Source organism: Saccharopolyspora sp. MMCC62 (assembly GCF_057736575.1).
The window spans coordinates 77844-102541 of record NZ_JBYKCM010000004.1 but is presented as its reverse complement, the minus strand read 5'-3'; the positions used below and the strand labels follow the sequence as shown (position 1 = coordinate 102541).

The 24698-nt window shown below is 72.0% G+C and carries 22 protein-coding genes; 9 read left to right on the top strand and 13 right to left on the bottom strand.

Features of this window, described 5'->3' with window-relative positions; all coding sequences use genetic code 11:
• Complete coding sequence (locus tag AC29IT_RS11010; protein ID WP_488218646.1) at positions 1-1377, bottom strand: Hsp70 family protein; 1377 nt, start codon at positions 1375-1377, stop codon at positions 1-3.
• A gap of 333 nt (positions 1378-1710) precedes the next feature.
• Here AC29IT_RS11010 and AC29IT_RS11005 point away from each other — a divergent pair, with 333 nt between their 5' ends.
• The 3 genes from AC29IT_RS11005 (at position 1711) to AC29IT_RS10995 (ending at position 6333) form a co-directional block, all read left to right on the top strand.
• Positions 1711-2892: an IniB N-terminal domain-containing protein gene (locus AC29IT_RS11005; RefSeq protein WP_358436549.1), complete on the top strand. Its 1182-nt coding sequence runs from the start codon at positions 1711-1713 to the stop codon at positions 2890-2892.
• A gap of 154 nt (positions 2893-3046) precedes the next feature.
• Positions 3047-4858, top strand: coding sequence for a dynamin family protein (locus AC29IT_RS11000; RefSeq protein ID WP_488218645.1), 1812 nt, complete (start codon positions 3047-3049; stop codon positions 4856-4858).
• Complete coding sequence (locus tag AC29IT_RS10995; protein WP_488218644.1) at positions 4855-6333, top strand: dynamin family protein; 1479 nt, start codon at positions 4855-4857, stop codon at positions 6331-6333. Before AC29IT_RS11000 ends, AC29IT_RS10995 begins: the two co-directional genes overlap by 4 nt.
• Positions 6334-6388: 55 nt before the next feature.
• Here the strand turns inward: AC29IT_RS10995 and AC29IT_RS10990 are convergent, their stop codons facing one another.
• From AC29IT_RS10990 to AC29IT_RS10970, 5 genes are all read right to left on the bottom strand, one after another.
• Positions 6389-6919, bottom strand: a complete 531-nt coding sequence (locus AC29IT_RS10990) for a Fur family transcriptional regulator (RefSeq protein ID WP_358436540.1) — start codon at positions 6917-6919, stop codon at positions 6389-6391.
• A gap of 104 nt (positions 6920-7023) precedes the next feature.
• The gene (locus tag AC29IT_RS10985; RefSeq protein WP_488218643.1) at positions 7024-8496 is read right to left on the bottom strand and encodes a gluconokinase; all 1473 of its coding nucleotides are present in this window, start codon (positions 8494-8496) and stop codon (positions 7024-7026) included.
• A 43-nt stretch (positions 8497-8539) separates the two neighbouring features.
• Positions 8540-9103, bottom strand: coding sequence for a Uma2 family endonuclease (locus tag AC29IT_RS10980; protein WP_488218642.1), 564 nt, complete (start codon positions 9101-9103; stop codon positions 8540-8542).
• 157 nt (positions 9104-9260) lie between these two features.
• Positions 9261-10313 (bottom strand): aspartate-semialdehyde dehydrogenase, encoded by a 1053-nt coding sequence (locus AC29IT_RS10975; RefSeq protein ID WP_358436531.1) that lies wholly within the window; start codon positions 10311-10313, stop codon positions 9261-9263.
• Positions 10313-11578 (bottom strand): aspartate kinase, encoded by a 1266-nt coding sequence (locus AC29IT_RS10970; RefSeq protein WP_358436529.1) that lies wholly within the window; start codon positions 11576-11578, stop codon positions 10313-10315. The genes AC29IT_RS10975 and AC29IT_RS10970 overlap by 1 nt, the downstream gene beginning before the upstream one ends.
• Positions 11579-12038: 460 nt before the next feature.
• Between AC29IT_RS10970 and AC29IT_RS10965 the strand changes: the two genes are divergently transcribed.
• The 3 genes from AC29IT_RS10965 to AC29IT_RS10955 all read left to right on the top strand — a co-directional run bounded on the left by AC29IT_RS10965 (position 12039) and on the right by AC29IT_RS10955 (position 15018).
• Positions 12039-13127 carry a mannosyltransferase family protein gene (locus AC29IT_RS10965; RefSeq protein WP_488218641.1) on the top strand — a complete coding sequence of 363 codons (1089 nt, stop codon included), beginning with the start codon at positions 12039-12041 and terminating at the stop codon, positions 13125-13127.
• Positions 13128-13145: 18 nt separating this feature from the next.
• Positions 13146-13760: a nitroreductase family protein gene (locus tag AC29IT_RS10960; RefSeq protein WP_488218640.1), complete on the top strand. Its 615-nt coding sequence runs from the start codon at positions 13146-13148 to the stop codon at positions 13758-13760.
• 118 nt (positions 13761-13878) lie between these two features.
• Positions 13879-15018, top strand: coding sequence for an aminotransferase class V-fold PLP-dependent enzyme (locus AC29IT_RS10955; protein WP_488218639.1), 1140 nt, complete (start codon positions 13879-13881; stop codon positions 15016-15018).
• A gap of 8 nt (positions 15019-15026) precedes the next feature.
• On the opposite strand, the gene AC29IT_RS10950 is transcribed toward AC29IT_RS10955, so the two are convergent.
• The 3 genes from AC29IT_RS10950 to AC29IT_RS10940 form a co-directional block, all read right to left on the bottom strand.
• Positions 15027-16916, bottom strand: a complete 1890-nt coding sequence (locus AC29IT_RS10950) for an FUSC family protein (protein WP_488218638.1) — start codon at positions 16914-16916, stop codon at positions 15027-15029.
• Between the two features lie 156 nt (positions 16917-17072).
• Complete coding sequence (locus AC29IT_RS10945) at positions 17073-17459, bottom strand: hypothetical protein (protein ID WP_488218637.1); 387 nt, start codon at positions 17457-17459, stop codon at positions 17073-17075.
• Positions 17460-17698: 239 nt separating this feature from the next.
• Positions 17699-17980 carry a hypothetical protein gene (locus AC29IT_RS10940; protein WP_488218636.1) on the bottom strand — a complete coding sequence of 94 codons (282 nt, stop codon included), beginning with the start codon at positions 17978-17980 and terminating at the stop codon, positions 17699-17701.
• Between the two features lie 240 nt (positions 17981-18220).
• On the opposite strand from AC29IT_RS10940, the gene leuA reads away from it, so the two are divergent.
• Positions 18221-20011, top strand: a complete 1791-nt coding sequence (leuA, locus tag AC29IT_RS10935; RefSeq protein WP_488218635.1) for a 2-isopropylmalate synthase — start codon at positions 18221-18223, stop codon at positions 20009-20011.
• Positions 20012-20219: 208 nt separating this feature from the next.
• On the opposite strand, the gene AC29IT_RS10930 is transcribed toward leuA, so the two are convergent.
• From AC29IT_RS10930 to AC29IT_RS10915, 4 genes are all read right to left on the bottom strand, one after another.
• A complete protein-coding gene (locus tag AC29IT_RS10930; RefSeq protein WP_488218634.1) occupies positions 20220-20417 on the bottom strand; it encodes a DUF397 domain-containing protein in 198 nt (65 codons plus the stop codon).
• A 106-nt stretch (positions 20418-20523) separates the two neighbouring features.
• Positions 20524-20721 carry a DUF397 domain-containing protein gene (locus AC29IT_RS10925; RefSeq protein WP_488218633.1) on the bottom strand — a complete coding sequence of 66 codons (198 nt, stop codon included), beginning with the start codon at positions 20719-20721 and terminating at the stop codon, positions 20524-20526.
• A 15-nt stretch (positions 20722-20736) separates the two neighbouring features.
• Positions 20737-20961 (bottom strand): Scr1 family TA system antitoxin-like transcriptional regulator, encoded by a 225-nt coding sequence (locus AC29IT_RS10920; RefSeq protein WP_488218874.1) that lies wholly within the window; start codon positions 20959-20961, stop codon positions 20737-20739.
• A 38-nt stretch (positions 20962-20999) separates the two neighbouring features.
• Positions 21000-22235: a VanZ family protein gene (locus AC29IT_RS10915; protein WP_488218632.1), complete on the bottom strand. Its 1236-nt coding sequence runs from the start codon at positions 22233-22235 to the stop codon at positions 21000-21002.
• 685 nt (positions 22236-22920) lie between these two features.
• On the opposite strand from AC29IT_RS10915, the gene AC29IT_RS10910 reads away from it, so the two are divergent.
• Together AC29IT_RS10910 and AC29IT_RS10905 are read left to right on the top strand one after the other, a co-directional pair.
• Positions 22921-23061, top strand: a complete 141-nt coding sequence (locus tag AC29IT_RS10910) for a hypothetical protein (RefSeq protein WP_488218631.1) — start codon at positions 22921-22923, stop codon at positions 23059-23061.
• A 16-nt stretch (positions 23062-23077) separates the two neighbouring features.
• Entirely contained in the window at positions 23078-24658 is a 1581-nt protein-coding gene (locus AC29IT_RS10905; RefSeq protein ID WP_488218630.1) for a hypothetical protein, read from the top strand.
• Positions 24659-24698: the final 40 nt, after the last annotated feature.

The window sequence follows — 24698 nt, the reverse complement described above, 5'->3', positions numbered from 1 at the left end:
TCAACGCTGCTGGGTCTGGATGGGACTGGAGGGGGCCGACGTTCCGCCGACCGTCTGCACGATGGTCAGCACCAGACCGCCGATGATCAGCAGCGCCGCCGCGGTCAGCTTGAGGATCTTGAACATCCGCTGCCGGTCTTCGTCCGGCGGTTCCAGGTACATGGGTTCGACCTGCACCGGCGGCCGCGGTGGTGCTTCGCGCTCGGGTTCGCCGTCGATGACGTCGAGGGCGCCGGGCCCTTCGACGCGGACGAGGACGCTGGTCTCGGCGACGGATTCGGGGCGTTCGTTGACCCCGGACAGCACGCTGACGGCGGAGGCCGCCGCGCCGCGGGCCGCGACGAGCTCGGGCGCCGAGTCGACCTGCGGGGTGCGTTCGAGGCGTTCGGCGACGAGCCGCTTGAGCAGCGGGGTGCGGGCGGTGCCACCGGCGAGCACGAGCGCGGTCAGGTCCTCGGGCGCGACCGCCGCGGACTGCACGGCCTGCAGCAACAGCTCCGGCACCCGTTCCAGGTGCGGCTGGGCGAGTTGTTCGTAGCGGGCGCGGGACACGGCGAAGTCGGTGCGCAGCCCGGGCAGTTCGATGCGGACGGTGCTGCCCGGGTGGTAGGACAGCGCTTCCTTGGCGCGGGTGCAGTCGCCGCGCAGCGCGGCCAGCGCGGCGCGGTGGCCCGGGTCGGCCGCGTCGAGCCCGTCGAGCTGCTCGTCGAATTCGCCCAGCAGGTGGGAGAACACCTCGTCGTCGAGGTCCTGCCCGCTCGGATGATCGGTGTCCAGAGTGGACCCGACGACCTCGAAGCCGGGCGTGCGGCGGCGCAGCACGGTCGCGTCGAACCCGGTGCCGCCGATGTTCGCGACGGCGACGGCGTCCTGCTCGGCGACCTGCTGCTTGCTCGCGTAGTCGAGGGCTACGGCGACCGGTTCGGGCACCAGCGTCACGTCCCGCAGGCCGAGCTGGGCCAACGCCTGGCGCACCAGGTGGACGCGGAACGGTCCCCAGGTCGCGGAGTGCGCGAGGGTGATGTGCTCGGCCGGGTGGCCGAGCTGGTGGGCGACGGTGTCGGCGACCCATTCGACGACGGCCGCGACCAGCGCCTGCGCGGAGATGAACTCGCTGCCGACCAGCAGCGGCGCTTCATCGCCGACCTGGCGGGTGAATCCTCGGACGACCCACTCGTGGTGGGTCAGCTCCTGCCTGCTCGCCTGCTCGCCCGCGACGAACGATCCGTCCTGGACCCGGCACAGCACGGTGGGAACGGTGTGCCCGGTGGAACTCAGCGGTAGTGGGGTGGCCGCACCCCATCTGCCGCCGTCGCGCCGCGCGATGGCGGCCGAGGTGGCCGTGGCCCCCACGTGGATCCCCAGGACGTAAGGCATGCAACCCCTTCCTGCGATCGCCTTCCGGGGTCATCTGGCGGTACCGGACGCACGGCCGGGGAAGTCCGGATCACACGGTCGGGTGACCACCCGATGACGCTCAGGGCGGTGACAATTTAGCGCGTGCCCGATCACGGAGTGCTGACGGATCCCCCTATGGGTCCCCTAGTCGAGTCAGGACCCCATCCCCTAACAGTGCCCCCAATCACTAGGAGTCGTACCCGATGGCCGCGGGCACGCCCCGCAGTAGCGTGCTCGCTGGGAGTGAGGGATCGGGCACGACCTTCACTCGGTCACACGTAACCGAGTTCCGCTGAGCCAGGAGAAGCAGTCATGACCCACTCTCAGCCGGATGATGCCCCGGGCCGTACCGAGCCCCCCACTGCCACCCCGGGGGCGCACGACGCGCCCGGTCAGCCGGAACCGACGCTGTACGAGTTCCTCACGAGGCTCGTCACCAGCCCGGACGCCCAGGCTGCCTTCGACGCGGATCCGCGCGCCACGCTGGATCACGCCGGACTCGGGGACATGAGCGCGACAGACGTGCTTCACGCATCGTCGCTGGTGCTCGACTACGCGCCGGTCGAGATCGCGGACGAGTACGGCCGCTCCTTGCAGAGCAGCGTCGAGAAGTTCGCCGCGAGCACCCAGCACGTCGCGATCAACGAATTGCATCCCGCACAGCCACACGAGCAGGAAGTTACGGAACTCAGCATGCTGCCTCCGCACAACACCCCCGCCCCTGCCCCCGGCGACGACGCCGAGCAGCACATCCACGACGAGACCAACGTCAACATCGAGCAGACCGACTCGCACAACCTGGTCAACGTGCACGACGTGCTCAGCGGCAACGAGATCCTGAGCGGCAACGAGGTCAACGTCGGCAACGTCGTCGGTGACACCACCTCCTCCGCCTTCGCGGGTGGCGACAGCATCGTCGGCACCGTCGGCGACGTCGCCTTCGGCGGCATCAACGAGGTCACCAACACCGTCGACACCACCGTGAACACGGTCGGCAACGTGGCCGGCGGCTCCGCCGACCTGTCGGTCGTCGACGACCTGACCGGCGCGCTGCCGGTCGGCGGCGACGCCGCCTCGGTCGACGCGGGCGCGCTGTCCGGTGTCGCCGGTGGCGCCCTGGACACCGTGGGCGACGTGGCCTCCGACGTGCCGGTCGCCGGCGACATCGCGGGCCCGGCCGTCGACACCGTCGGTGGCGTGGCCGGTGGCGCCGTGGGCACCGTCGAGGGTGTCGCCGGTGGCGCCGTGGACACCGTCGGTGGCGTGGCCGGTGGCGCCGTGGCCGGCCCGGTGGGCGACGTGGCCTCCGCGCTGCCCGCCCCGGCCGACCTGCCGGTCGTCGGTGACGTGGCCGAGTCCCTCCCCGTCGAGGACGTCGCCTCCCACCTGCCGGCCCCGAGCGACCTCCCGGTCGTCGGCGACATCGCCGGCCCGGCCGTCGAGGACGTCGCCGGTGCGGCCACCTCGGCCCTGCCGCTGGACGGCCTGCTCTGATCTGACCCTCCGGGTCTGATCGAGGCGAAATGCCCAGAAAGCCGGGTTCGCGCGTTCTGCGTGAACCCGGCTTTCGCGTTACCACACCACAGTCCTGACACAAGTCACCCGCTCGGGTTTTCCTTTCGCTATGTAACGGTCCACAATCGCTGCTGTGATCGAGACGGCGATGGTGGAACTGATCGATCGCGCGACTGCGGAATGCGCCGAACAGCAGCGCCCCGACCTGCACAACCGGCTGCGCCAGATCCGGACGCGCGTGCTCGATCCCGCCCAGCTGGTGCTGGTCGTGGGCGAACCGAAGCAGGGCAAGAGCGAACTCATCAACGCGTTGGTCAACGCCTCCGTGTGCGATTCCGGCGACGACGTGACCACGCTCGTGCCCACCCTGGTGCGGCACGCCGACCATCCGACCGCCCAGGTCGTCGAGCAGGAACCCGCGGGCGGGCCCACCGCCCTCGACCGGTTCCCCGTCCCCGTGGAGCAGGTGCGGGAGCGCATCGGGCAGGCCATCGGCAACGGCCGGCCCGTCAGCCGCGGCGAGGTCGGCATCCCGCGCGCCGTGCTCAAGGACGGCCTGGTGCTGATGGACACGCCCGGCTTCGGCGCCACGTCCAGCACCCTCACCGCGCGCACCCTCGGCGTCGTCGCCGAAGCGGACGTGCTGCTGATCGTCTCGGACGCCACCCAGGAGCTCACCCACAACGAGCTGACCTTCCTGAAGAAGGTCGCGAAGCTGTGCCCGAACGTGGCGCTCGTGCAGCCGAAGACCGACGTCACCCCGCACTGGCGGAAGGTCGTCGAGGTCAACCAGCGGCACCTCGCCGGCTCCGGGATCAACGCCAAGATCTTCCCGGTGTCCTCCACGATCCGGATGCAGGCGATGCACGCCAAGGATGCCGGGCTCAATTCCGAATCCGGATTTCCGCAACTGGTCGAATACCTGCGCGGCGAAGCGCTCGGCAAGCACGACCAGCTCACCCGGCGGCTCGTCGCGCAGAACGTCGCCGACGCCGTCGACGACCTCAGCGAAGCGCTGAAGGCCGAACTCGCCGGGCAGAGCCCGCGCACCGCCGCCCAGACCCTGATCGAACTGGAAACCGCGCAGCGGCGCTCCGAAGATCTGCGCCGCATCACCGGCCGCTGGCAGAAGGCGCTCAGCGACGGGATCGGCGAACTGTTCGCGGACATCGAATTCGACTTCCGGGAGCGCAGCTGGGCGATCACCACCCAGATCGGCGAGACCTTCGAGGAAGCCGATCCGGTGCCCGTCTGGGACGACTTCGCCGCCTGGCTCGACGGCGCGCTGATGACCGCCATCGAGGAGAACTTCAGCTGGCTGGACCGCCGCCGCGAACAGCTCCGCGATCGGATCACCGACGAGTTCCTGCGCGAGTACCCGGGCGCCCGGCCGCGGGTCGAGCAGGCGGCGCTGCCCGACCCGTTCGACCAGGTCGTCCCGCTCAAGCAGCCCAGCAACGGCACCTACAAGCGGTTCGACCAGGTGCTGACGGGACTGCGCGGCTCCTACGGCGGCGTGCTCATGTTCGGCCTGATCACCAGCCAGCTCGGGCTCGGGCTGCTGAACGTCGTGACGATCTGCTCGGGCCTGGTGCTGGGCAGCCGCAGCCTCGGCGAGGAGAAGGACGCCCGGCTGCGCCGCCGCCAGGCCGAAGCGAAGACCACCGCGCAGCGCTACGTGGAGAACGTGGTGTTCCACGTGAACAAGGAGGCCAAGGACGTCATCCGGGCCACCCACCGCGCGCTGCACCAGCACTTCAACCAGCTCACCGAGGAAGCCCAGATGGAGATCAGCCTGGCCATCCAGGAGATCAAGCGCACCGCCGAGCGCAGTGCCGTGGACCGCGAGGACCGGGCTCGCGAAATCCGCCGCAAGCTGGAAGAGCTGGCGCTGCTGCGCAGGCGGGCCGGAATGCTGACCGCGAACCGCATCACCGCGGCATGACCGCGCCCGACCAGCCCCGGGCCGATCTGCTGGAGCGGTCCCGGGCCCTGCTCATCCGCACCATGACGTTCTACCGGGACGATCCGCGCACCTCGGCGTGGCTGCGGGGACGGCTGGAACGGCTGGAGCAGCCGCTGCGCATCGCCGTCAGCGGCCGCGTCGGCTCTGGCAAGTCCACGCTGATCAACGCGCTGGTCGGGCAGGTGCTGGCGCCGACGGCCGCCGAGGAGAGCACCCAGGTCAACACCTTCTACCAGTACGGGCCGGAACCGCGGATCACCGTGCACACCCCGCACGGCGCGGTGCAGAACATGCCGGTGACGACGCTGGACCCGGCGACCATCCGCGACCTGCAGCGCTGGCGGCCGGACGAGGTGTCCCGGCTGGTGATCGAAGCCCCCGCCCCCGGCCTGCAGGCCATCACGCTGATCGAGACGCCCGGGGTGTCGTCCTCGGCGGTGCAGGACACCGGCCGGTCCGCGCTCGCGCAGATCCTCGCCGAGGCGGACGCGGTGCTGTACCTGACGCGCTACCCGCAGCAGACCGACGTGCAGTTCTTGCAGTCGGTGCACGAGCTGCAGCTGGCGCGGCGCGCCCCGATCAACACGATCATCACGCTGTCCCGCGCCGACGAGACCGGCAACGGGGGCGGCGGCTCGGTCGCCGCGGCGGAGCGGATCGCGCTGCGCTGGCGGGACGATCCGGTGGTGCGGTCGTTCACCCAGTACGCGATCCCGGTCATCGGGCTGGTGGCGCAGGCCGCGGCGACGCTCACCGCGGAGGACTTCGCCGCGCTGGTGCGGTTGCGGCAGCTCCCGGAGAAGGCGCTGGAGACGCTGCTGCTGTCCTCGGACCGGTTCGCGAACAACCCGACGCCGGAGGCGGTGCCGCCGAGCGTGCGCCAGGACCTGGTGGACCGCTTCGGGCGGTTCGGGCTGGCGCAGGCGCTGACCGCGCTCGGCGAGGGCGTGGCGGACCAGAAGAAGCTGAGCGCGGCGCTGCTGGAGGCCAGCAGGCTCAACGACCTGCAGGAAGCGGTGCACCAGCAGTTCGTCGAGCGGCAGGACGTGCTGCGCGCCCGGTCCGCGCTGCTGGCGGTGGACATGGTGCTGCGCGCGAACCCGCGGCCCGGGGTGGCGCAGCTGCACGGGGAGTTCGAGCGGCTGCTGGCGAACGCCCCGGAGTGGGAGGAGATGCGGCTGCTGTCGGCGCTGCAATCCGGTCAGCTGAGCTTCCCGCGGCCGCTGCAGAACGAGGCGCGGCGGCTGCTCGGCGCGCACGGCCCGAGCGCGGCCGCGCGGCTCGGGCAGGACCCGGACACCCTGGAAGCGATCTTGGCGGACGAGGCGGGGGCGGCGCTGGCGCGCTGGCGCGACCAGGCGGTGAACCCGCTGCACGACCGCGCGCACCGGGACGCGGTGCGGGTGGTGCTGCGCAGCTGCGAACGGTTGATCGCCTCGCGGATGCACCGCTGACCGGCCCGGTCCAGGCCCGGAACGCCGGGCCTGGACCTTGTGGTGGGTGCCGCAGTCAGCGGCCAGGGGCGGTTCGGGCGCCCCGGTCGGTGCCGGCGAGCTGATCGCCGGTGGTGCTCGCGTCCGGGCGGCAGTGCGGGCACAGCCCCCAGAACACGATCTCGGCCTCGTCCACCGCGTACCCGGCGGTGTCGGACGGGTCGAGGCAGGGTGCCGCGCCGTGCGCGCAGTCGACGTCCTCGGTCCGGCCGCACTCCCGGCACACCAGGTGGTGGTGGTTGTCGGCGGTCCGGGACTCGAACCGGGCGGGATGCCCGGCGGGTTCGATCCGCCGCAGCAGCCCCGCGTCAGTGCAGGCGCGCAGCACGTCGTAGACGGCCTGGGTGGACACGGAGCCCAGTTCCGGGCGAACCGCGTTCGCCGCCTGGTCGGCGGTCGAGTGCGGGTGCCCGGACAGCCAGCGCAGCACGGCGATCCGCGGCCGGGTGGCCCGCAGCCCGCTGGCGCGCAACCGCTCGCGGAGCCGGGCCGAGTGCCCGTCCGCGTGGTCGACGTCCCTGGTCGCGGGTCCGCTGCGCTGGTTCATGGCAACCCCATTGTGCCACGAAAAACTGGAACCACTCAAAAAATCCGCGAGGTGAGTGGCCCACCCGCCCATCGGGTTTGGGCCGGTGGGCCACTCACCTGACGTCAGAGGTCGAGCTCGCGCAGCGTGCCGTGCAGGCGGTGGATCAGCGGCCGCCTGCGGGCCAGCAGCGCCGCGGCCTCCGGGTCGGGGCGCACGGTCCGCTCCGGCCGCACCAGGCGGGCCGCGTGCCGCAGCGAATCGAGCTCGCCCAGCGCCCGCCAGCCCAGCAGCACCGCGCCGAGCCCCGATCCGCCGCTGCTGTCGGTGAGCTCCAGGTCCCGGCCCAGCGCCGCCGCGATCGCCGCCGACCACACCTCGCTGCGGAACCCGCCGCCGGTGGCCCGCACCTCGCGCACGTCGGCGCCCGCGTCGAGCACCGCCTCCTGCACCAGCGCCAGCTGCTGCGCCACGCCCTCGACGACGGCGCGGGTGATCTCGGCGCGGCCGTGCGAGCGGCGCAGCCCCACCAGCGCCCCGGTCAGCCCGGCCTCCCACCACGGCGCCCGCTCCCCCAGCAGGTAGGGCAGCGCCACCAGGCCGTCGGCGCCGGGCGGCACGGCCAGCGCCTCGTCGAGGAGGTCGGCGACGTCCACGCCGAACGCCTCCGCCGCCCACTGACCGACGACGGCGCCGTTGCTCACCGCGCCGCCGATCACCCACAGCCCGTCGGCGAGCGCGTAGCTGAACGTGCGGCAGTCCGCGTCCACCCCCGGCCGGTCCCGCACCACCCGCAGCGCCCCGCTGGTGCCCAGCGACAACCCGGCCACGCCCGGGTTGATCGCCCCGGTGCCGAGGTTCCCCAGCGGCCCGTCCCCGCCGCCCAGCGCCACCGGCAGGCCGGACGGCAACCCGGTGGCCGCCGCCATCGACGCCGTCAGCGGCAGCACGTCCGTCGGTGCCCCGATCCGCGGCAGCTGCTCGGCGCGGACGCCCGCCACCTCCAGCGCCGGGCCGTACCAGTCGAGCGCGCTCATGTCCTGCAACCCGCTGCCGGAGGCCAGCGAGAAGTCGGTGGTGAACCCGTCGGCGAACGCGCCGAACACGTAGTCCTTCAACGCGCACCAGCGCTCGACCCCGCGCACCAGGTCCGGCCGCTCCCCGGTCAGCCAGGCGAGCTTCACCATCACCGACTGGGTGTGCACCGGGGTGCCGGTGGCGCGGTGCAGTTCGGCGGCGGCCGGGTCGGCGCGCAACCGGTCGGCGACGTCGGCGGCGCGGGTGTCGGCCCAGTTGAACGCGGGGGTGACGGGTTCTCCCGCCGAGTCGAGGCCGACGAGGGTGTGCATGGCGGTGCTGAACGACAGGCCGCGCACCTCGTGGTCGTGCTCGCGCGCCCAGTGCACGCAGTCGGTGAGGGCCTGGACGGCGGCGTCCCGCACCTGCCGCGGGTCCTGCGTGGCCTCGCCGGGTTCCTCGGTGCGCAGCGGGTAGCCGCGTTCGGTCCGGTGCAGCACCTCGGCGTCCGCGGTGGCGGCCACCACCTTCGTCGCCGTGGTGCCGAGATCGATGCCGAGGACGACGGGTGCGGAACTCATGCCCCCAACCTAACCGGGCGCGGAGCCCGGTCCCGCGTGCCGGTCAGCGGCCTGGGAGGCGCCGGATCAGGTTCGGGAGGTCGAGTGCGAGGTCGAAGGGCGCGGTCGTCTTGAAAGTTCCCGCCCCGTCGAAGCAGGTCTCGTAATCGCCGTCGACCAGCCGGTACGCGGTCAGGCTCACCGGTTCGTCGATGTCGACGACCCAGTAGTGCGGAATCCCCGCCCGCGCGTACTCGTAGGGCTTGACGATGCGGTCGGTGCTCCGCGATCCGGGGGAGACGACTTCCAGCGCCACCGCGACCACGTTCGCGTGCACCCGGTTCGGGTTGCGGTCGATCACCTCGGTGGGGGCGACGATGGCGTCGGGGATGCGCACCGTCGGCGGCCACTTGGCGTTGAGCGCCACTTCCGCATCACCGACCGCCTCCCACTCCGCCGACAGCTGCGCGTTCAACGCGTGTGTGAGCACGTGGACGGCCCGCTGGTGGAGCAGGGCGGCTTTCGGATACACCTGGAGGACGCCTTCCTGGAGCTCGTAGCGCCGCGAGTTGTCCTCCGGGAGCTCGTCGAACTCCGCCAGCGTCAGCAGGTGATCGGGCCAGCTCATCACGGACATACCTCCTGCATCGGCACGTTCGAACAGCAGCTCGACCAGATCGACCGCAAGATCGCTGAGCCGGGTGGTGGGCACCACCCCCTCGTGAGAGTAGAAGGGCGCCTCCCTCCCGACCAGGAGGAAGGCGCCCGTCAGCGAGCCCGCGAGATCACTTCACCAGCGTCTCGGCGATCTCGTAGGTGTTCAGCGCGGCCCCCTTGCGCAGGTTGTCGCCGCACACGAAGAAGTCCAGCGTGTCGGTGAAGTCCAGCGCCTGCCGCACCCGGCCCACGTAGGTCGGGTCGGCGCCGACCACGGCCGCCGGGGTGGGGAACTCGAGCTTCTCCGGGTCGTCCTGCAGCACGATCGTCGGCTGCGCCTCGAACACGCGGTGCGCTTCGGCGACGGAGACCTCGCGCTCGAACACGGCGTGCACCGTGAGGGAGTGCGTGGTGACGACGGGGACGCGCACGCAGGTCGCGGAGACCTTCAGGTCCGGGATGCCGAGGATCTTGCGGGACTCGTTGCGGACCTTCAGCTCCTCGGAGGTCCAGCCGTCGTCCTTGCGGGATCCCGCCCACGGCACCACGTTCAGCGCCAGCGGTGCCTTGAACGGCGTCTCCTCCGGGAGCCCGGCCGCGGCCAGCGCCTCGGCGACGTCCCCGGCGCGCTCCCCGACCTGCTTGCCGGCCAGCGCCGCGATCTCGGCGTGCAACCGGTCGATGCCTTCCTGGCCCGCGCCGGACGCGGCCTGGTAGGAGGACACCACCAGTTCCTTGAGCCCGAACTCGCGGTGCAGCGCACCGAGCGCGGCCATCATGGACAGCGTCGTGCAGTTCGGGTTGGCGATGATGCCGCGCGGGCGCTGGTGCACCTGCTCCGGGTTGACCTCCGGCACCACCAGCGGCACCTCGGGGTCCATCCGGAAGGCACCGGAGTTGTCGACGGCGACGGCACCGCGCTCGGCGGCGATCGGCGCCCACTCCGCGGAGATCTCGTCCGGCACGTCGAACAGCGCGATGTCCACGCCGTCGAACGCCTCCGGGGCGAGCTCCACCACGGTCAGCTCCTGGCCGCGCACGGTGATCTTCTTGCCCGCGGAGCGCGCGGAGGCGATCAGCCGGATCTCGCCCCACGGCACGGATTCGCGGTTGTTGATGATGTCGATCATGACGGTGCCGACGGCACCGGTGGCGCCGACGATCGCGACGGTGGGTGCCATCAGATACCACTCCCCGCGTACACCACGGCCTCTTCCTCGCCACCGAGCTCGAAGGCGCCGTGCAGCGCGCGCACCGCGTCGTCCAGCTGGGTGTCCCGGATCAGCACCGAGATGCGGATCTCCGAGGTGTTGATGATCTCGATGTTCACACCGGCGTTGGACAGCGCCTCGCAGAACGTGGCGGTCACCCCGGGGTGCGAGCGCATCCCCGCGCCGACCAGCGACACCTTGCCGACGTGGTCGTCGTAGACGACCTCCTCGAACCCGACCTCGTCCTTGATCTTCTCGAGCTCGGCGACGGCGTCCGCGCCGTTGTCCCTGGCCACCGTGAACGTGATGTCGGTGCGGCCGGAGCTGGTTCCCGAGACGTTCTGCAGCACCATGTCGATGTCGACCTCGGCGTCCGCGACCACGCGGAAGATCCTGCCCGCCACGCCTCGGTTGTCCGGCACACCGCGCACGGTGACCTTGGCCTCCGACCGGTCGTGCGCGACGCCGGTGATCATCGCCTGTTCCACGGAAAGGTCCTCCACTGAGCCGGACACGATCGTTCCGGGCTTGGGTGAGTACGACGAGCGGACGTGCAGCGGGACGCCGTAGCGGCGGGCGTACTCGACCGCGCGCAGGTGCAGCACCTTCGCGCCGGTCGCGGCCATCTCCAGCATCTCCTCGTAGGTGACGCGCTCCAGGTGCTTCGCGTTCGGCACGATCCGCGGGTCTGCGGTGTAGACGCCGTCGACGTCGGTGTAGATCTCGCACACGTCGGCGTTCATGGCCGCGGCCACCGCCACCGCGGTGGTGTCCGAGCCGCCCCGGCCGAGCGTGGTGATGTCCTTGGTGTCCTGCGCGACGCCTTGGAAACCGGCGACGAGCACCACCTGCCCCTCGGCGAGCGCCTCCTGCACCCGGCCCGGGGTCACGTCGATGATCCGCGCGTTCTGGTGCGCCGAGGTGGTGATCACCCCGGCCTGCGAGCCGGAGAACGAGCGGGCCTGCTCGCCGAGCGCCTCCACGGCCATCGCGACGAGCGCGTTCGAGATCCGCTCCCCCGCGGTGAGCAGCATGTCCAGTTCCCGCTCCGGCGGGGACGGGTTCACCTGCTGCGCCAGGTCGAGCATCTCGTCGGTGGTGTCGCCCATCGCCGAGCAGACGACCACGACGTCATTGCCCGCTTTGCGGGTCTCCACGATGCGTTCGGCGACCTTTTTGATCCGGTCGGCACTTTCCAGCGAGGAACCGCCGTACTTCTGGACGACGAGCGCCACGTGAAACTAACCTCCTCGCGCCGTTCCTCGGGTATGGGTGCCCGGAGGAAGCGGTCGTCCCGGGTGCGGGGGTTGTCCCGCACTGACGCCGGTGGACGAAGAGCACCAGCGCGGTCACACCGAGTTGCACGGCGCGCCGGGGAGCCCCGCGACCAGCGAGAAGCAGCTTCGACCCGGCAGGTCGAGCGGCCCGTGACTGGTCGCTCCGCTGCTGCGCCAGCCTACCGAACCGTTACCGCCCAGACCCATAGCCGTGACTGACGACTAACGTGTCAGGCCGGTTTGTCGACAAGGGCGGAGGAGCGGTTTGTCCACCACTCCGGAGGCCGTCGGGTCACGGCGGTCCTCGACCGGGCAGAGCGCCCACGACCAGCGAGAACATCCCGTCCGCCGGTGGTGGGAACGGGCCCGCCACGAGGCCGCCGGCTTCGGTGCGCGCTGGGCCTTCCTGGCACCCGGTGTGGTTTACCTCGCAATCCGCCTGTTCGGCCTGCTGGTGCTCTCCCTGCTGTCCGCGGCCAACGACGAGACCGTCCGCGACAACCTGCGGGCGTGGGACGGCGAGTGGTACCTGGAGATCGCCGCGCACGGCTACGGCGGCGTCTCGGACAGCATGGTCGACGGCTACGGGCACCGGTACCCGGAGACGCCGCTGGCGTTCTTCCCCGGCTATCCGCTGCTGGTGCGGCTGGTGCGCCAGTTCCCCGGTTTCGGGCTGGACGGGGCGGCGACGACGGTCAGCCTCATCGCCGGGATCGTCGCCGCCTACGGGCTGGCCCGCATCGGCCGCTCGGTCGGCGGCACCCGCGGGGTGGGGCTGCTGCTGGTGGCGCTGTTCGCGGCCTCACCGATGTCGGTGACGCTGTCGATGGCCTACTCGGAGGCGCTGTTCTGCGCGCTGGCGGCGTGGGCGCTGGTGGGGGTGCTGGAGCGGAACTGGCTGCTCGCCGGGCTGTGCTGCGCGGCCTCCGGGCTGGTGCGGCCGACCGCCGCCGCGCTGATCGGCGTGGTGGGGCTCGCCGCGCTCGTCGCCCTGGTGCAGCGCGAGGACGGGTGGCGGCCGCTGCTCGGCGCGGTGCTGGCGCCCGCCGGCATGGTGCTGTACGTGGGCTGGGTCGCGGTGCAGACCGGCGAGCTGGGCGGCTACTTCGCGCTGCAGCAGCGCGGCTGGTCGTCCGCGTTCGACGGCGGGGTCGCCACCGCGAAGTTCGCGGTCGAGACGTTGTCCCAGAACAAGTCGGTGCTGGAGACGTTCACGGTGTGGATCGTGCTCGCGGCGCTGGTGCTGCTGGTGTTGTGCGTGCGGGCCCGGATGCCGTGGCCGCTGGTGCTGTTCGCGTTCGCGGTGCTGGCGATGGATCTGGGTTCGGACGGGCTGATGTACTCGAAGGTGCGGCTGCTGCTGCCCGCGTTCCCGCTGCTGATCCCGGTGGCGATCGGGTTGGCGAACCGGCGCACGACGACCGCCGTGTGCTCGACGGTGCTGATCGTGTGCTTCGGCGCCTGGTTCGGGGCGTACGCGCTGACGGCGTGGTCGTACGCGATCTGACGTGAACAGGAGGCTGGTGTGACCGAGGTGTTCGAGATCCCGGACGGCAAGGCGGCCGATTCGTCGGTGCCGCTGCACCCGCTGCTGGCGGCGCGGTGGAGCCCGCGGGCGCTGGACCCGGCGGCGGAGCTCGGCGAGGTGGAGCTCCGCGCGCTGTTCGAAGCGGCCCGCTGGGCGCCGTCCTGGGGCAACACGCAGCCCGCCCGGTTCCTCGCCGGGCGCCGCGGCGAGCCGGTGTTCGACCGCATCCACGGCACCCTGTCCCGCGGCAACAAGGGCTGGGCGGCCTCGGCGTCGGCGCTGGTCGCCGGGCTCGCGCAGACCGTCGACGACGAGGGCGAACCGCTGCCCTACGGCGAGTACGGGGTGGCGCTGGCGGCGCAGAACCTGGTGCTGCAGGCCGTCGCGGACGGCTTCGTCGCGCACCAGATGGCCGGGTTCGACCGGGACGCGGTGCGCGCCGAGTTCGCGGTGCCGGACGGCTTCGAACCGGTCGTGGTGATCGCGATCGGCAGGCTCGGCTCGACCGACGGGATGCCGGACCGGCTCCGGGAGAAGGAGGCCGCACCGCGCTCCCGCAAGCCGCTGGCGGACCTGGTGTTCACCGAGCAGTGGGGCCGACCGCTCTTCTGAATCCGGCGACCCGGTCTGTTTTCGCAGGCTCGGCACGTCCCCCGACCGGCCCGGATCGCGAGATCGGGCCGGTCCGGGCAGTGACGCGCAGTAGGCCCGTGCGGTATGAATCTCACTCGTGTGGACGAGCACCAGAGCGGCCGCGGAGGCGCTGGACCGCGCCGACGAGCTCGCCGCGCTGCGCGCCCGCTACGACCTGCCCGCGGGCGTGATCCGGCTCGACGGCACCAGCGGCGGGCCGCGGCCGCGCGCCACGTCGGCCCGGCTGCGGGAGTTCGTCGAGAGCAGGCGGGAGCTCCGCGCGCCCGCCCCGCAGGTCGACGAGGGCCTGCACCGGCAGGCCCGGGACGCGGCCGCCGAGCTGGCGCCGCTGATCGGGGCGCTGCCCGCGGAGGTCGTGGTCGCCGACTCGACGTCGATGAACCTGTTCAACGCGCTGCGCTCGGCGGCGGCGCTGCGGCCGGAGCGGCGGGTGCTGGCGGTGGGCAGGCACGACTTCGCCGCGGACCACTACCTGGCGCGCTCGGCCGCCGATTCCGCCGGGTGCGAGCTGCGCTTCGTGGACGATCCGGCCGAGCTGGCCGCGCAGTTCGACGGCCAGGTGGCGGTGCTCGCGCTCTCGCACGTCGATCCGCTGTCCGGGGCGGTGCGCGATGCCGCGGAGCTCACCGCCCTGGCGCACCGGCACGGCGCGCTGTCGCTGTGGGACCTGAGCCATTCGGCGGGGGCGGTGCGGGTGGACCTGCGCGGCTGGGCCGCTGATTTCGCGGTCGGCTGCGGCTACCGCTACCTCGGTGGTGGTTCCGGTGCGCCCGGTTTCTCGTTCATCGCGCAGCGGCGGCGCGCGGAGCTCGCCGAGGTGGCGCCCGGCCGCGGCGGGTTCGGCGCGATGCCGCCGACGTTCTCGATCACCGAGCTGCAGGCGGGCCTGGCCGCGCTGTCCGGGGCGGAACCCCGCGCGCTGGCCGCGAAGTCGACCGGGCTGGCCGAGTTCTTCGTGCACTGCCTGCGGGAGCTGCCGATGGCGGTGGCGCCGGTGCCGGTCGGCGTCGCGGGACGGGGCGCGCACGTGTGCGTGATGCACCGGCGCGCGCACGACGTGGCGCAGGAGCTGTCGTCCCGCGGCGTGATCGTGGACCTGGCGGGCCCGGGCAGGCTGCGCTTCGGCTTCGCCCCGACCTGGTTGCGCTACGCCGACGTCCGGGAGGCCGCCGACCACTTCGGAGCGGTGCTGGCGGAACTCGCCCAGCGCCGCTGACCGTCCGATCAGGACACCACTTCGGCGTAGACGTCGGTGAGCTTGTTGCGGAGGTTGTGCGCGGGCGCGTCGGGCTGGATGCGCAGCTGCCGGGCGGCGGTGCGCAGGGTCGAGACGATCCGCTGGGTGTGTTCGAGCCGCAGGTCGTCCCCGCCGCGTTCGATCAGCAGCGCCCGTTCCGTGGCGGCGTCCACGAGCCGTTCCAGCACGATGATCGACGGCCACCACACCTCGGCGGCGCGGCCCACCGCGGCGGGTTCCATCAGCTGCTGCTGCAACGCGGTGCGCAGGTCGGACAGTTCCCGGTAGGTGCGGCGGCGCAGCGCGGACCGGCCCTGCACCCGCCCGGCCATGGACAGCGCCACGTACTCGGAGACGGTGTCGACGGCGTCGGCCAGCCTGCCCGCGAGCGCGGGGCTGCGCCCGGGCGGCCACATCAGGTAGCCGATGACGAGCACCAGCGCGCAGCCGAGCAGCGAGTCGACGAGCCGCACCCGGGGCAGCTGCTCGACGAACAGGTCGCTCTGGTGCATCTGCAGCAGCACGATCATCGTGACGACCATGGTGAACAGCCCGTAGTGCCTGCTGAGCGCTTCGGGCACGAACGCGGCGACGAGCACGGTGGCGATGGCGAGCCCCCACCCCGGCGGCACCGCCAGCAGCAGCGCCCCGGCGATGACGACGCCGACGAGCGACCCGATGCCGCGCAGCACGGTGCGGGCGAACACCGATCCGGAGTTGGGCTTGAGCACCAGCGCCACGGTCATCGCGATCCAGTACGAGTTCTGGAACTCCAGCGCGCTCCCTACGCCTTCGGCGACGGCCAGGCACAGCACCATGCGCAGCGTCAGCAGCCAGCCGGTGCGCCCGATGCTGATGTCGCTGCGCCACAACCGCAGCCGTTCCCAGGTGCCCAGGCGCGCCCGGAAGTCGGGCAGATCGGCGCGCTTCGCCCGGCGCCACGAGTCGATGAGGTCGACGAGCCCCTGGTCCAGCGCGTGCACCATGATCGAACCGGAGGTGGCGGGCCGGTAGGGCGGCACGGTCCCGCCGTCCCGCACGCACCGCGCGATGGCGCGCATCGCGTCGAGGGTGCGTTCGGCGGGCCGGATGCGGGCGTGCGCGAGCGCCACGGACGCTTCGACGACGGGCGTGGCGCGGGTGAGCACGACGTAGAGCCGGTCGTGCACGCGGCTGCGCGAGATGGAGGCGCCGCCGACGAGGATGTCGTGGGCGTTGTTGAGCGCCCGGGTGAGCTCCTGCCGCGCGTTGATCGCCGCATCGGTGCCCGCCGCGTCGAACAGCTTGAGCAGCGCGTCGAAGACGCGGGCGACGGCCCCGCGCGCGGGCGCGGCCCGGCGGAACGGCCAGGTGGCGGCGACGAGCGCCAGCAGCAGCACCTCCCCCGCCACGAACCAGCCGATCTGCTGGCCGACGGGCACGCCGGTGGCGACGTGCCCGGTGGCGACGACGCAGAAGGTGAGCATCTGGGCGCCCGCGGCCGCGCACAGGTCGTTGACCCGGCTGGCGAGCACCGAGGGCACGGCGACGGCGACGACCACGACGGCCGACCACAGCGGACTCGGTGCGGCGACGCCGACGGCGAAGCCGACTCCGCCGCTGAGCACGGTGAGCCCGACGCGGCGGAGGCGGTACCGGTAGGACCCGGTGAGGTCGGAGAAGCTGGCGCACAGCGCGCCGAGCGAGACGAGCACCGCTTCGTCGAGCCTGCCGACGCCGAGCCCGACGAGGGTGGGGCCGCCGATGCCGAGGGCGGCGGCGACGATCCGGGTCCAGTCCAGCGGGAGCGGTGCGGGCCGCAGCATGCGGAGCAGCCACGCGGGCAGCAATGCGCGGGTGGCCCTGGTGGTTCCGGCGAGCGCTTCGGTCCGTGTCACGCACATCCCTCTCGCTGGTGGGAAATCGCGCTCCACGCCGAGCGGTCGAGTGCGTGCATTGTCACGCCGCTCGGCCACCGTTCCACCTGCTCCGTGCAAGCATCACACGTTGCGGTGCATCACATCACCGGGTCGGGGTCCGTCCCCGGCGGCTCGTCAGCCGAAGGCCCTGATGATCCGCACCACGATGGACGTGAGGATCAGCCAGAAGATCGCGGCGATGCCGAAGTTCACCAGCACCGCCAGCTGCGGATCTTCCGGCGTGAACAGGTCCGCGAAGCCGAGCGCGAGCGGTTGCGACCAGTCCGCGACGAACCGCGTGATGCCGTTGTCCGGGTTCGCGCCGCCGACGGTGAGCACCACGTGCACGGTGAGCAGCAGTGCGATCAGCGTGCCGACCCAGCGGGCCACCGAGGCGATCGCTCCGACCGCCTTGGCGCGGCCCTGCGCCCAGTCGTGCGTCCGGCGCAACCGCCGTCGCCCTCCGCTGGGCAGGTCGCTTTCCTGCGCACCGGCGGTCGCCTCACCGACATTCTCCGACATACCCGGAAGTGTGACACGCGACAACTCCTCAGAACTACCACCCAGTAGCCCCCGTTTCCGCCTCGTGATCCGGGGTGCCGAGCGCTGCTACGAGCCGCCGGGCCCTGCCGGTCGAACCGGGCGGCGAGCTTCCGGCTCACATCGTCGGCTTGGTCGAAGAAGGCCACGTCGGTGGCGATCGGGCGAGGTGGCCGAGACCGGAACCACCGGCGCGATCGCGTTCCGCGACCGCCGCGCGATCAGCCGAAGATGCGGGCGAGGAGGCTGGTGGCGAGGACCCAGAACAGGGCGGCGAGGCCGTAGTCGAGGATCAGCTGCAGCTCGGCGTTGGGGGTCTGCACCAGACCGGGGAAGAACAGCGCGAGCGGTTCGGCGGCACCGCGCAGCGAGTCGGCGACGCCGTTCTCGCTGGGCAGCCCGAACAGCACGAGCACGATGTGCAGCACCAGGATGACGGCGAACAGGTAGCCCACGCCGTTGATCAGGGTGGCGATGCCGGAACGCCCCTTTTTCGCAGCCATGATCCCCAGTCTGCCCCGCCCGGCGGCGCCCGTGTTCCGCCGCCCGGCGGTCGCGGACCGACCACCATCTGGGACGCCGGGGTTGCGCCGTGGGCACCCGTTGCGGTTAACCTGGCGGGCGTGGCACGCGTTCTCCTGCTTCGCCGCCGCGACGGGGTCAGTTAGACCGGCCCCTCGTCGCGGGGTAGCAACCTGCCGGTCTGCGGTTCTGACATCCGACCAGCAGGAGACGAACACCCGATGACTTCGCCGCAGGAACCCCAGGCCCCCTTCGCCGGCCGGGTACGCACGCCGTCCCGCCAGGCACCGGCCGACCAGCAGCCCTGGAACGCGCAGCGCGGCTCCTCGATGCCGTACCACCGCTACCGCCCGTTCCACGAGCTGGTCGAGGACGTGTCGCTGCCGGACCGCACTTGGCCGGACCAGCGCATCACCCGTGCCCCGCTGTGGTGCGCGGTGGACCTGCGGGACGGCAACCAGGCCCTGATCGATCCGATGTCGCCCGCCCGCAAGCGCCGCATGTTCGACCTGCTGGTCGGGATGGGCTACAAGGAGATCGAGGTCGGTTTCCCGGCGGCCAGCCAGACGGACTTCGACTTCGTGCGCGAGATCATCGAGGACGACGCGATCCCCGAGGACGTGCACATCCAGGTGCTGACGCAGTGCCGGCCGGAGCTGATCGAGCGCACCTTCGCCGCGCTGGAGGGCGCTCCGCGCGCCATCGTGCACATCTACAACTCGACGTCGATCCTCCAGCGCCGCGTGGTGTTCCGCGAGGAGCGCGAGGGCATCAAGAAGATCGCCAAGATGGGCGCCGAGCTGGCGCTGGAGTACGCGGGCAAGTACTCCGACACCGACTTCCGCTTCGAGTACACGCCCGAGTCCTACACCGGCACCGAACTCTCCTTCGCCGTCGAGGTCTGCGACGCGGTCACCGAGATCTGGCAGCCGACCCCGGAGCGGCCGGTGATCCTCAACCTGCCGTCGACCGTCGAGATGGCCACGCCGAACGTGTACGCCGACTCCATCGAGTGGATGCACCGGAACCTGGCGCGCCGCGACTCGGTGATCCTGTCGCTGCACCCGCACAACGACCGCGGCACCGGCATCGCCGCCGCGGAGCTGGGTTACCAGGCCGGGGCGGACCGCATCGAGGGCTGCCTGTTCGGCAACGGCGAGCGCACCGGCAACGTGGACCTGGTGGCGCTGGGCATGAACCTGTTCAGCCAGGGCATCGACCCGCAGATCGACTTCTCGGACATCGACCACATCAGGCGCACCGTGGAGCACTGCAACCAGCTGCCGGTGCCCGAGCGGCACCCGTGGGGCGGCGAGCTGGTCTACACGGCGTTCTCCGGCAGCCACCAGGACGCGATCAACAAGGGCCTGGAGGCGCTCCGCGTGGACGCGGAGCGCGCCGGCGCCGACGTGGCCGACCACCCGTGGGAGGTCCCGTACCTGCCGATCGACCCGAAGGACGTGGGCCGCAGCTACGAGGCCGTGATCCGGGTGAACTCGCAGTCCGGCAAGGGCGGCGTCGCGTACATCATGAAGAGCGAGCACCAGCTGGACCTGCCGCGCAAGCTGCAGATCGAGTTCTCGAAGCTGGTGCAGGCCCGCACCGACTCGGACGGCGGCGAGGTGTCACCGGGCGCGATGTGGCAGGTGTTCTCCGAGGAGTACCTGGAGCCGCGCAGCCCGCTGGAGCTGGTGTCCCGCACCCTCAGCGGCGAGACCGGCCACGAGACGGTCACCGCGAAGGTCGTCGTGGACGGCAGCGAGCAGGAGATCACCGGCACCGGCAACGGCCCGATCGCCGCGTTCGTGGACGCGCTGAGCACCGTCGGCTACGACGTGCGGGTGCTGGACTACAACGAGCACGCGCTGACCGCGGGCGACGACGCGCGCGCCGCCTCCTACCTGGAGTGCGCGGTGGGCGACGAGGTCCTCTGGGGCGTGGGCATCGACACCTCCACCGTCACCGCCTCGCTCCGCGCGGTGGTCTCGGCGGTGAACCGGGCGCACCGCTGATCCGGGCGGGCCGCTGAACCGGGCGGGCCGCTGATCCGGGCGCACTGCTGATCCGGGTGGACCGCTGAACCGGGCGTGCCGCTGAACCGGGCGCGCTGGTTCGGGCGCACCGCCGAGCCGGGCGCGCTGGTTCGGACGCACCGCTGATCCGGGCGGAAGAGCCGCGTCGGCGCACGGAATCCCGTGCGCGGGCGCGGCTCTTCGCCGTTCAGCGCCGGTACCGCCCGCGGGCGACGGCGGCGAGGAAGACCGTCCACTGCGGACGGTCGAAGGACAGGTGCCCGGCGGCGCGGTCCTTGGAATCGCGGACGGCCGCGCCGCCCGGAAGACCACCCACCTCGACGCACTGGCCGCCGCCGTTGCTGTAGCTGCTGGTGCGCCAGTTCTTCGGTAATCCGCTGGTCACGATGTCCTCCGCAGCTCGCCGTGCCGGCTTTTCGCCGACTGCGCCAGTTCCACCCCCGGCTCTCCGGCGAGCGGTGTTCGATCAAGCGGGACTTCCGAGGCGCTGGTCAGCGTTCCGGGATTCCGCGCGCGAGGGCGGCTAGGAAGTCCGCCCACTGCGCACTGCCGAAAGACAGGTGCCCGGCGGCGCGGTCCTTGGAATCGCGGACGGCCGCGCCGCCCGGAAGACCACCCACCTCGACGCATTCACCGCCACCGTTGCTGTAGGTGCTGGTGCGCCAGTTCCGCGGCATTCCGTCGCCCACGATCTCCTCCTCCGGTCAGGCCGCATGCCGATGGCGCAGCTCGTCGAGCCTGCGCCGGGAGACGCGCGGATCCAGCGCGCTCGCCCGCAGGTGCTCGAAGACCTGCCGGTAGCGGTCCACCTCCTCGGGCTCTTCGAGGTAGCTCGCCCCGCTGAGATTGTCCAGGTACACCACCGGGTCGTACAGGGTCGCGAAGTCGAGCACGGTGAACGCGGTGCCCATCGCGACGTGCGTGCCGATGTCGGCCTACGCCACGCGCTGGACGGACACCCTCACGATCACCGGTCGGGTCTGCGGTGGGCTCCTACTCCTCGGGGGTCGACGAGGTCGCGGAGGTCGCGGCCGCCGGGTTCGAAGGTGGGGAGGCTGCCGACGAGGATGGTCTCGCCGGGGGTGAACGGGTCGCCCTTGCGCTTGCGGAACTTCGACCTCGGCATCCGGGTGTCCATCATGGACAGTCCGGCGAGCCAGGCGGAGATGCCGCGGCTCTTCGCGGTGAACCAGACGGCGACCGCGGACAGCAGCGCGAACCCGACGGCCAGCCGGTTCACCTCGCTCGGACCGAGGTCGGCGAAACCGACCAGCAGCACGTACTGCCCGCTGCCGAAGAACACCCGCAGCAGCAGCCGCAACCTGCCGGGCAGCGCGCCGTCCGGCAGCGCGGGGCGCAGCAGCACCGCTCGCTGCCCCAGCGTGCCGCCGCTGCCCACCATCGTCGGCACCAGCAGCACCAGAACTCCCGGCAACCAGGCGTTCAGCACCGCCTGCGCCGGATCGGGCAGCACCATCGACGGCGCCCCCGTCACCAGCAGCAGCACCGCCACCACCCCGCTGTGCAGCGCCGCCCCGGTCAGCACCAGCGCCGCCACGTCGCAGGCCATCCCGAGCAGCCGCCGCTGCGCCGTCACCGGGCGCGGCGTCATCGGGCGGGTGGGCGCCTTGCCGCCGACCAGCTCCAGCACCGGCGCCAGCAGCAGCCCGAACACCGCGCCCAGCGTGTTCATCAGCAGGTCGTCCACGTCGAACAGCCGGTACGCGCACGGGTACAGGAACCACACCCCGGTGAGCTGCGTCGTCTCGATCAGCAGCGAGGTCGCGAACCCGATCGCGACCGTGCCGATCCGGCTGGAGCGGAACAGGTGCCGGACGAACATGCCCAGCGGCACGAAGAGCGCGATGTTCAGCAGCGCCTGCCCCACCATCGGATCGCGCATCAGCGCGGCGAGACCACCGGACGCCGCGCGGAAGTCCGCCAGGAAGTGCAGCGGCTCCAGCTGCGGCGCGTACGCCGCCGGATCGGCGCAGAACCCCGGCCCCACCTCCGGCAACGGCAGCAGCGTGTAGGTCATCAGCGCCCAGCAGTGCACGATGAAGCCGAGCACCACCAGCATCCGGCCCGCACCGGTCCCGCCGCGCCAGCGGTACTCGCGGGCGACGAACGGCACGAACAACAACACCGCCAGCAGGACTCCGCACACGACTGCGATCACCGCGGGCGTCACCCTGTCGATCAACCGTGCTCCTCGATCACTCAGCGCTGTCGCCCGGCTCCTCGACCGGGCGGTTCCGTTCGGGCCGCTCCACCTTTCCGCACCGGCCCCCGCGGGCTCGCCCTTCAGTGCGGAAGAACGCACTTCTGCCCGCGGCGGCAACCGAACAGCGGTGTCCGGCATGCGCACATCACGTTTTTCCCAGGCAGGAAGCGCGCGAAACGGATCCGCCCGCCGCCCGGCGCGCGCCGCGGGGCAAGCCACCCGATGGTCCCGCGCACGACGGCGGAGCCGATCCGAAACCTTAGGGGGTCGATATCCGGTCGGTCACGATCAGTGCATCAACTCGACTAAAGGGGGTAGTCGCGGTGGATCTTGAACCCGGAGAATGCGGGAGCGGCGAAAGGTTGCTGTGATCAGACTCACCCCTGGGGAAATTCGGGAGAGCGGCCGGTAGGCCACGGCCTGTCGGGGCCGGCCGCCCTCCCGGCACGACCAGGGGCACTGGTCCGCCGAACCCCATCGAAGTTGATCACAATTGGGGTACTCGTTCGGTCTACTCCACTTGTCGGTGCGCGCCCCGCGCGGTTCAGTCATGCCTGCCCACCCAGCACGCGGCGGACAGGACGACATGCGGCCGACCGAAGAGCACAGCGATGACCTCCGATGGCGGATTCCGTGCCACGACTCCGGAGGCGAGAATCGCTCCGTGTCGATCCTGGTCATGGGCGACCGGGTGGCCGTCGTGCTCCCACCCGGCGACACGCTGATCTTCGACGCGGACGAGGCGGACGACTTCGCGGCGCTGCTCGACAAGATCACGACCTACACGGAACCGTCCAGCACCTGAGCCACGGGGAGCGCTCATGGCCCTCATCGACGCGGACCTGAGCTTCGACCCCCGCGACCCGTACTTCCCGCTGCCCGGCAGCGACCTCCGCTGGGCCGTGCAGGTGTTCACCACCGGCAACGGCTACGGGCTCGACCCGGCGAGCTGCCGCCTCCAGGACGGGCGGCTGCGCTGCGACCGGCTCGCCCTCCTCGGCGGGCAGCGCACCGCGGACGGCGGCGTCGACGTCGAGCTGCGCACCGGCGGCGACCACACCGAGTGGACCGTCCACGTGCACCACCCGGAACCGGTGAAAGCGGTGAAGCTGCTGCTCACCGGGATTCCCGACGAGCCGTGGTGGGCGCCGAACACCGGCCGCGGCCGGGAACTCGGCGACCGCTTCCAGCTGGACTACCCCGGGCCCGAGTGGGCGACGCCGTGGGCGGCCTGCGGCGACCTCGCGCTCAGCGTGCGGGACCCGCTGGTGCGGCGGCAGATCCTGCACGTGCACCGGCCCGTCTACGCGCCGGGGCGGATCGTCGAGCTGGTGCACCTGCCCGCCGCCTCCGCCCGCACCACGAGCCACCGGGTGCCGCCGATCCGGCTGCGCCGCGGCGGCCTCGACGCCGACCTGGACGAACACCTGTCCTTCGTGGCGGACGCCCACCGGCTGGTGCCGTGGGAGCAGCGGACCGACGTGCCGGACTGGCTGCGGGACGTCGCGCTGGTCGTCACGCTGCACGGCCAGCACTGGACCGGGCACGTGTTCAACACCTTCCCGGCGATGGCCGAGGCGCTGCGCTTCGTCACCCGGCACGTCGAGCCACACCGGGTGCTCGCCTACCTGCCCGGCTGGGAAGGCCGCTACTACCACGACTACCCGCGCTACCGGCCCGGCGCGGACCTCGGCGGGGACGCCGGGTTCCACCGGTTCACCGAGGCCGCGCGCGAGCTCGGCGTGCGGCTGATGCCGATGTTCGGCGGGCACGGCGCCAACGTGACCGCCTACCCGGACTGGGAGCGGTCGGTGATCCGCAACGACACCGGGCGCTACGCGGAACTGCTCAACCGGCCCGACTGGGACGGCGACCGCACCGGCGAGGGCGACCAGGTGTTCCTCAACCCGGGCGAGCCGCGGTTCCGGGCGCACCTGGTCGAGTCGGTGTCGGCGATCGTGCGCGAGTTCGGGGTGGACGCGGCGTTCTTCGACACCCTCGGCTACTGGTTCAACGATCCGCGGTTCGAGCTGGTGGACGGCTACCGGCGGCTCGTCGCGGAGCTGCGCGGCCGGCACCCGGAACTGCTGCTGGCCGCGGAGGGCTGGTGGGACGCGCTGTCCGCGCTGTTCCCGCTGAGCCAGCAGTGGTTCGGCGTGGACCGGGACCTGCGGGAGCCGCGGGTGCTGACCCGGTACGCGCGCACCACCGGGCACCTCGCGGAGGGCACGCCCGGGCCCGGCAGCACCGGGGTGCACGAGAAGGGCTTCGTGCGCCGGCCCGCGGACGTGGCCCGGCCCGGGCACATCCCGGTCGTCGGCATCGTCGGCGACACGCTCGCCGAGCACGCGGACGAGGTCGCCGCGATCGCCCGGTGGGCCCAGGCGCACCCGCCGAGGTGAGCCGGGCCGGGTGCGGTCGGCCGAGCGGGCCGCGCCTGGG

Excerpts from the sequence above, each read along its gene's own strand:
- AC29IT_RS10985 (WP_488218643.1), bottom strand. The coding sequence starts at position 8,496 with ATGAGTTCCGCACCCGTCGTCCTCGGCATCGATCTCGGCACCACGGCG.
- AC29IT_RS10945 (WP_488218637.1), bottom strand. The coding sequence starts at position 17,459 with ATGTCGGAGAATGTCGGTGAGGCGACCGCCGGTGCGCAGGAAAGCGAC.
- leuA (WP_488218635.1), top strand. The coding sequence starts at position 18,221 with ATGACTTCGCCGCAGGAACCCCAGGCCCCCTTCGCCGGCCGGGTACGC.
- AC29IT_RS10975 (WP_358436531.1), bottom strand. The coding sequence starts at position 10,313 with ATGGCACCCACCGTCGCGATCGTCGGCGCCACCGGTGCCGTCGGCACC.
- AC29IT_RS10990 (WP_358436540.1), bottom strand. The coding sequence starts at position 6,919 with ATGAACCAGCGCAGCGGACCCGCGACCAGGGACGTCGACCACGCGGAC.
- AC29IT_RS10940 (WP_488218636.1), bottom strand. The coding sequence starts at position 17,980 with ATGGCTGCGAAAAAGGGGCGTTCCGGCATCGCCACCCTGATCAACGGC.
- AC29IT_RS11005 (WP_358436549.1), top strand. The coding sequence starts at position 1,711 with ATGACCCACTCTCAGCCGGATGATGCCCCGGGCCGTACCGAGCCCCCC.
- AC29IT_RS10995 (WP_488218644.1), top strand. The coding sequence starts at position 4,855 with ATGACCGCGCCCGACCAGCCCCGGGCCGATCTGCTGGAGCGGTCCCGG.
- AC29IT_RS11010 (WP_488218646.1), bottom strand. The coding sequence starts at position 1,377 with ATGCCTTACGTCCTGGGGATCCACGTGGGGGCCACGGCCACCTCGGCC.
- AC29IT_RS10980 (WP_488218642.1), bottom strand. The coding sequence starts at position 9,103 with ATGAGCTGGCCCGATCACCTGCTGACGCTGGCGGAGTTCGACGAGCTC.
- AC29IT_RS10905 (WP_488218630.1), top strand. The coding sequence starts at position 23,078 with ATGGCCCTCATCGACGCGGACCTGAGCTTCGACCCCCGCGACCCGTAC.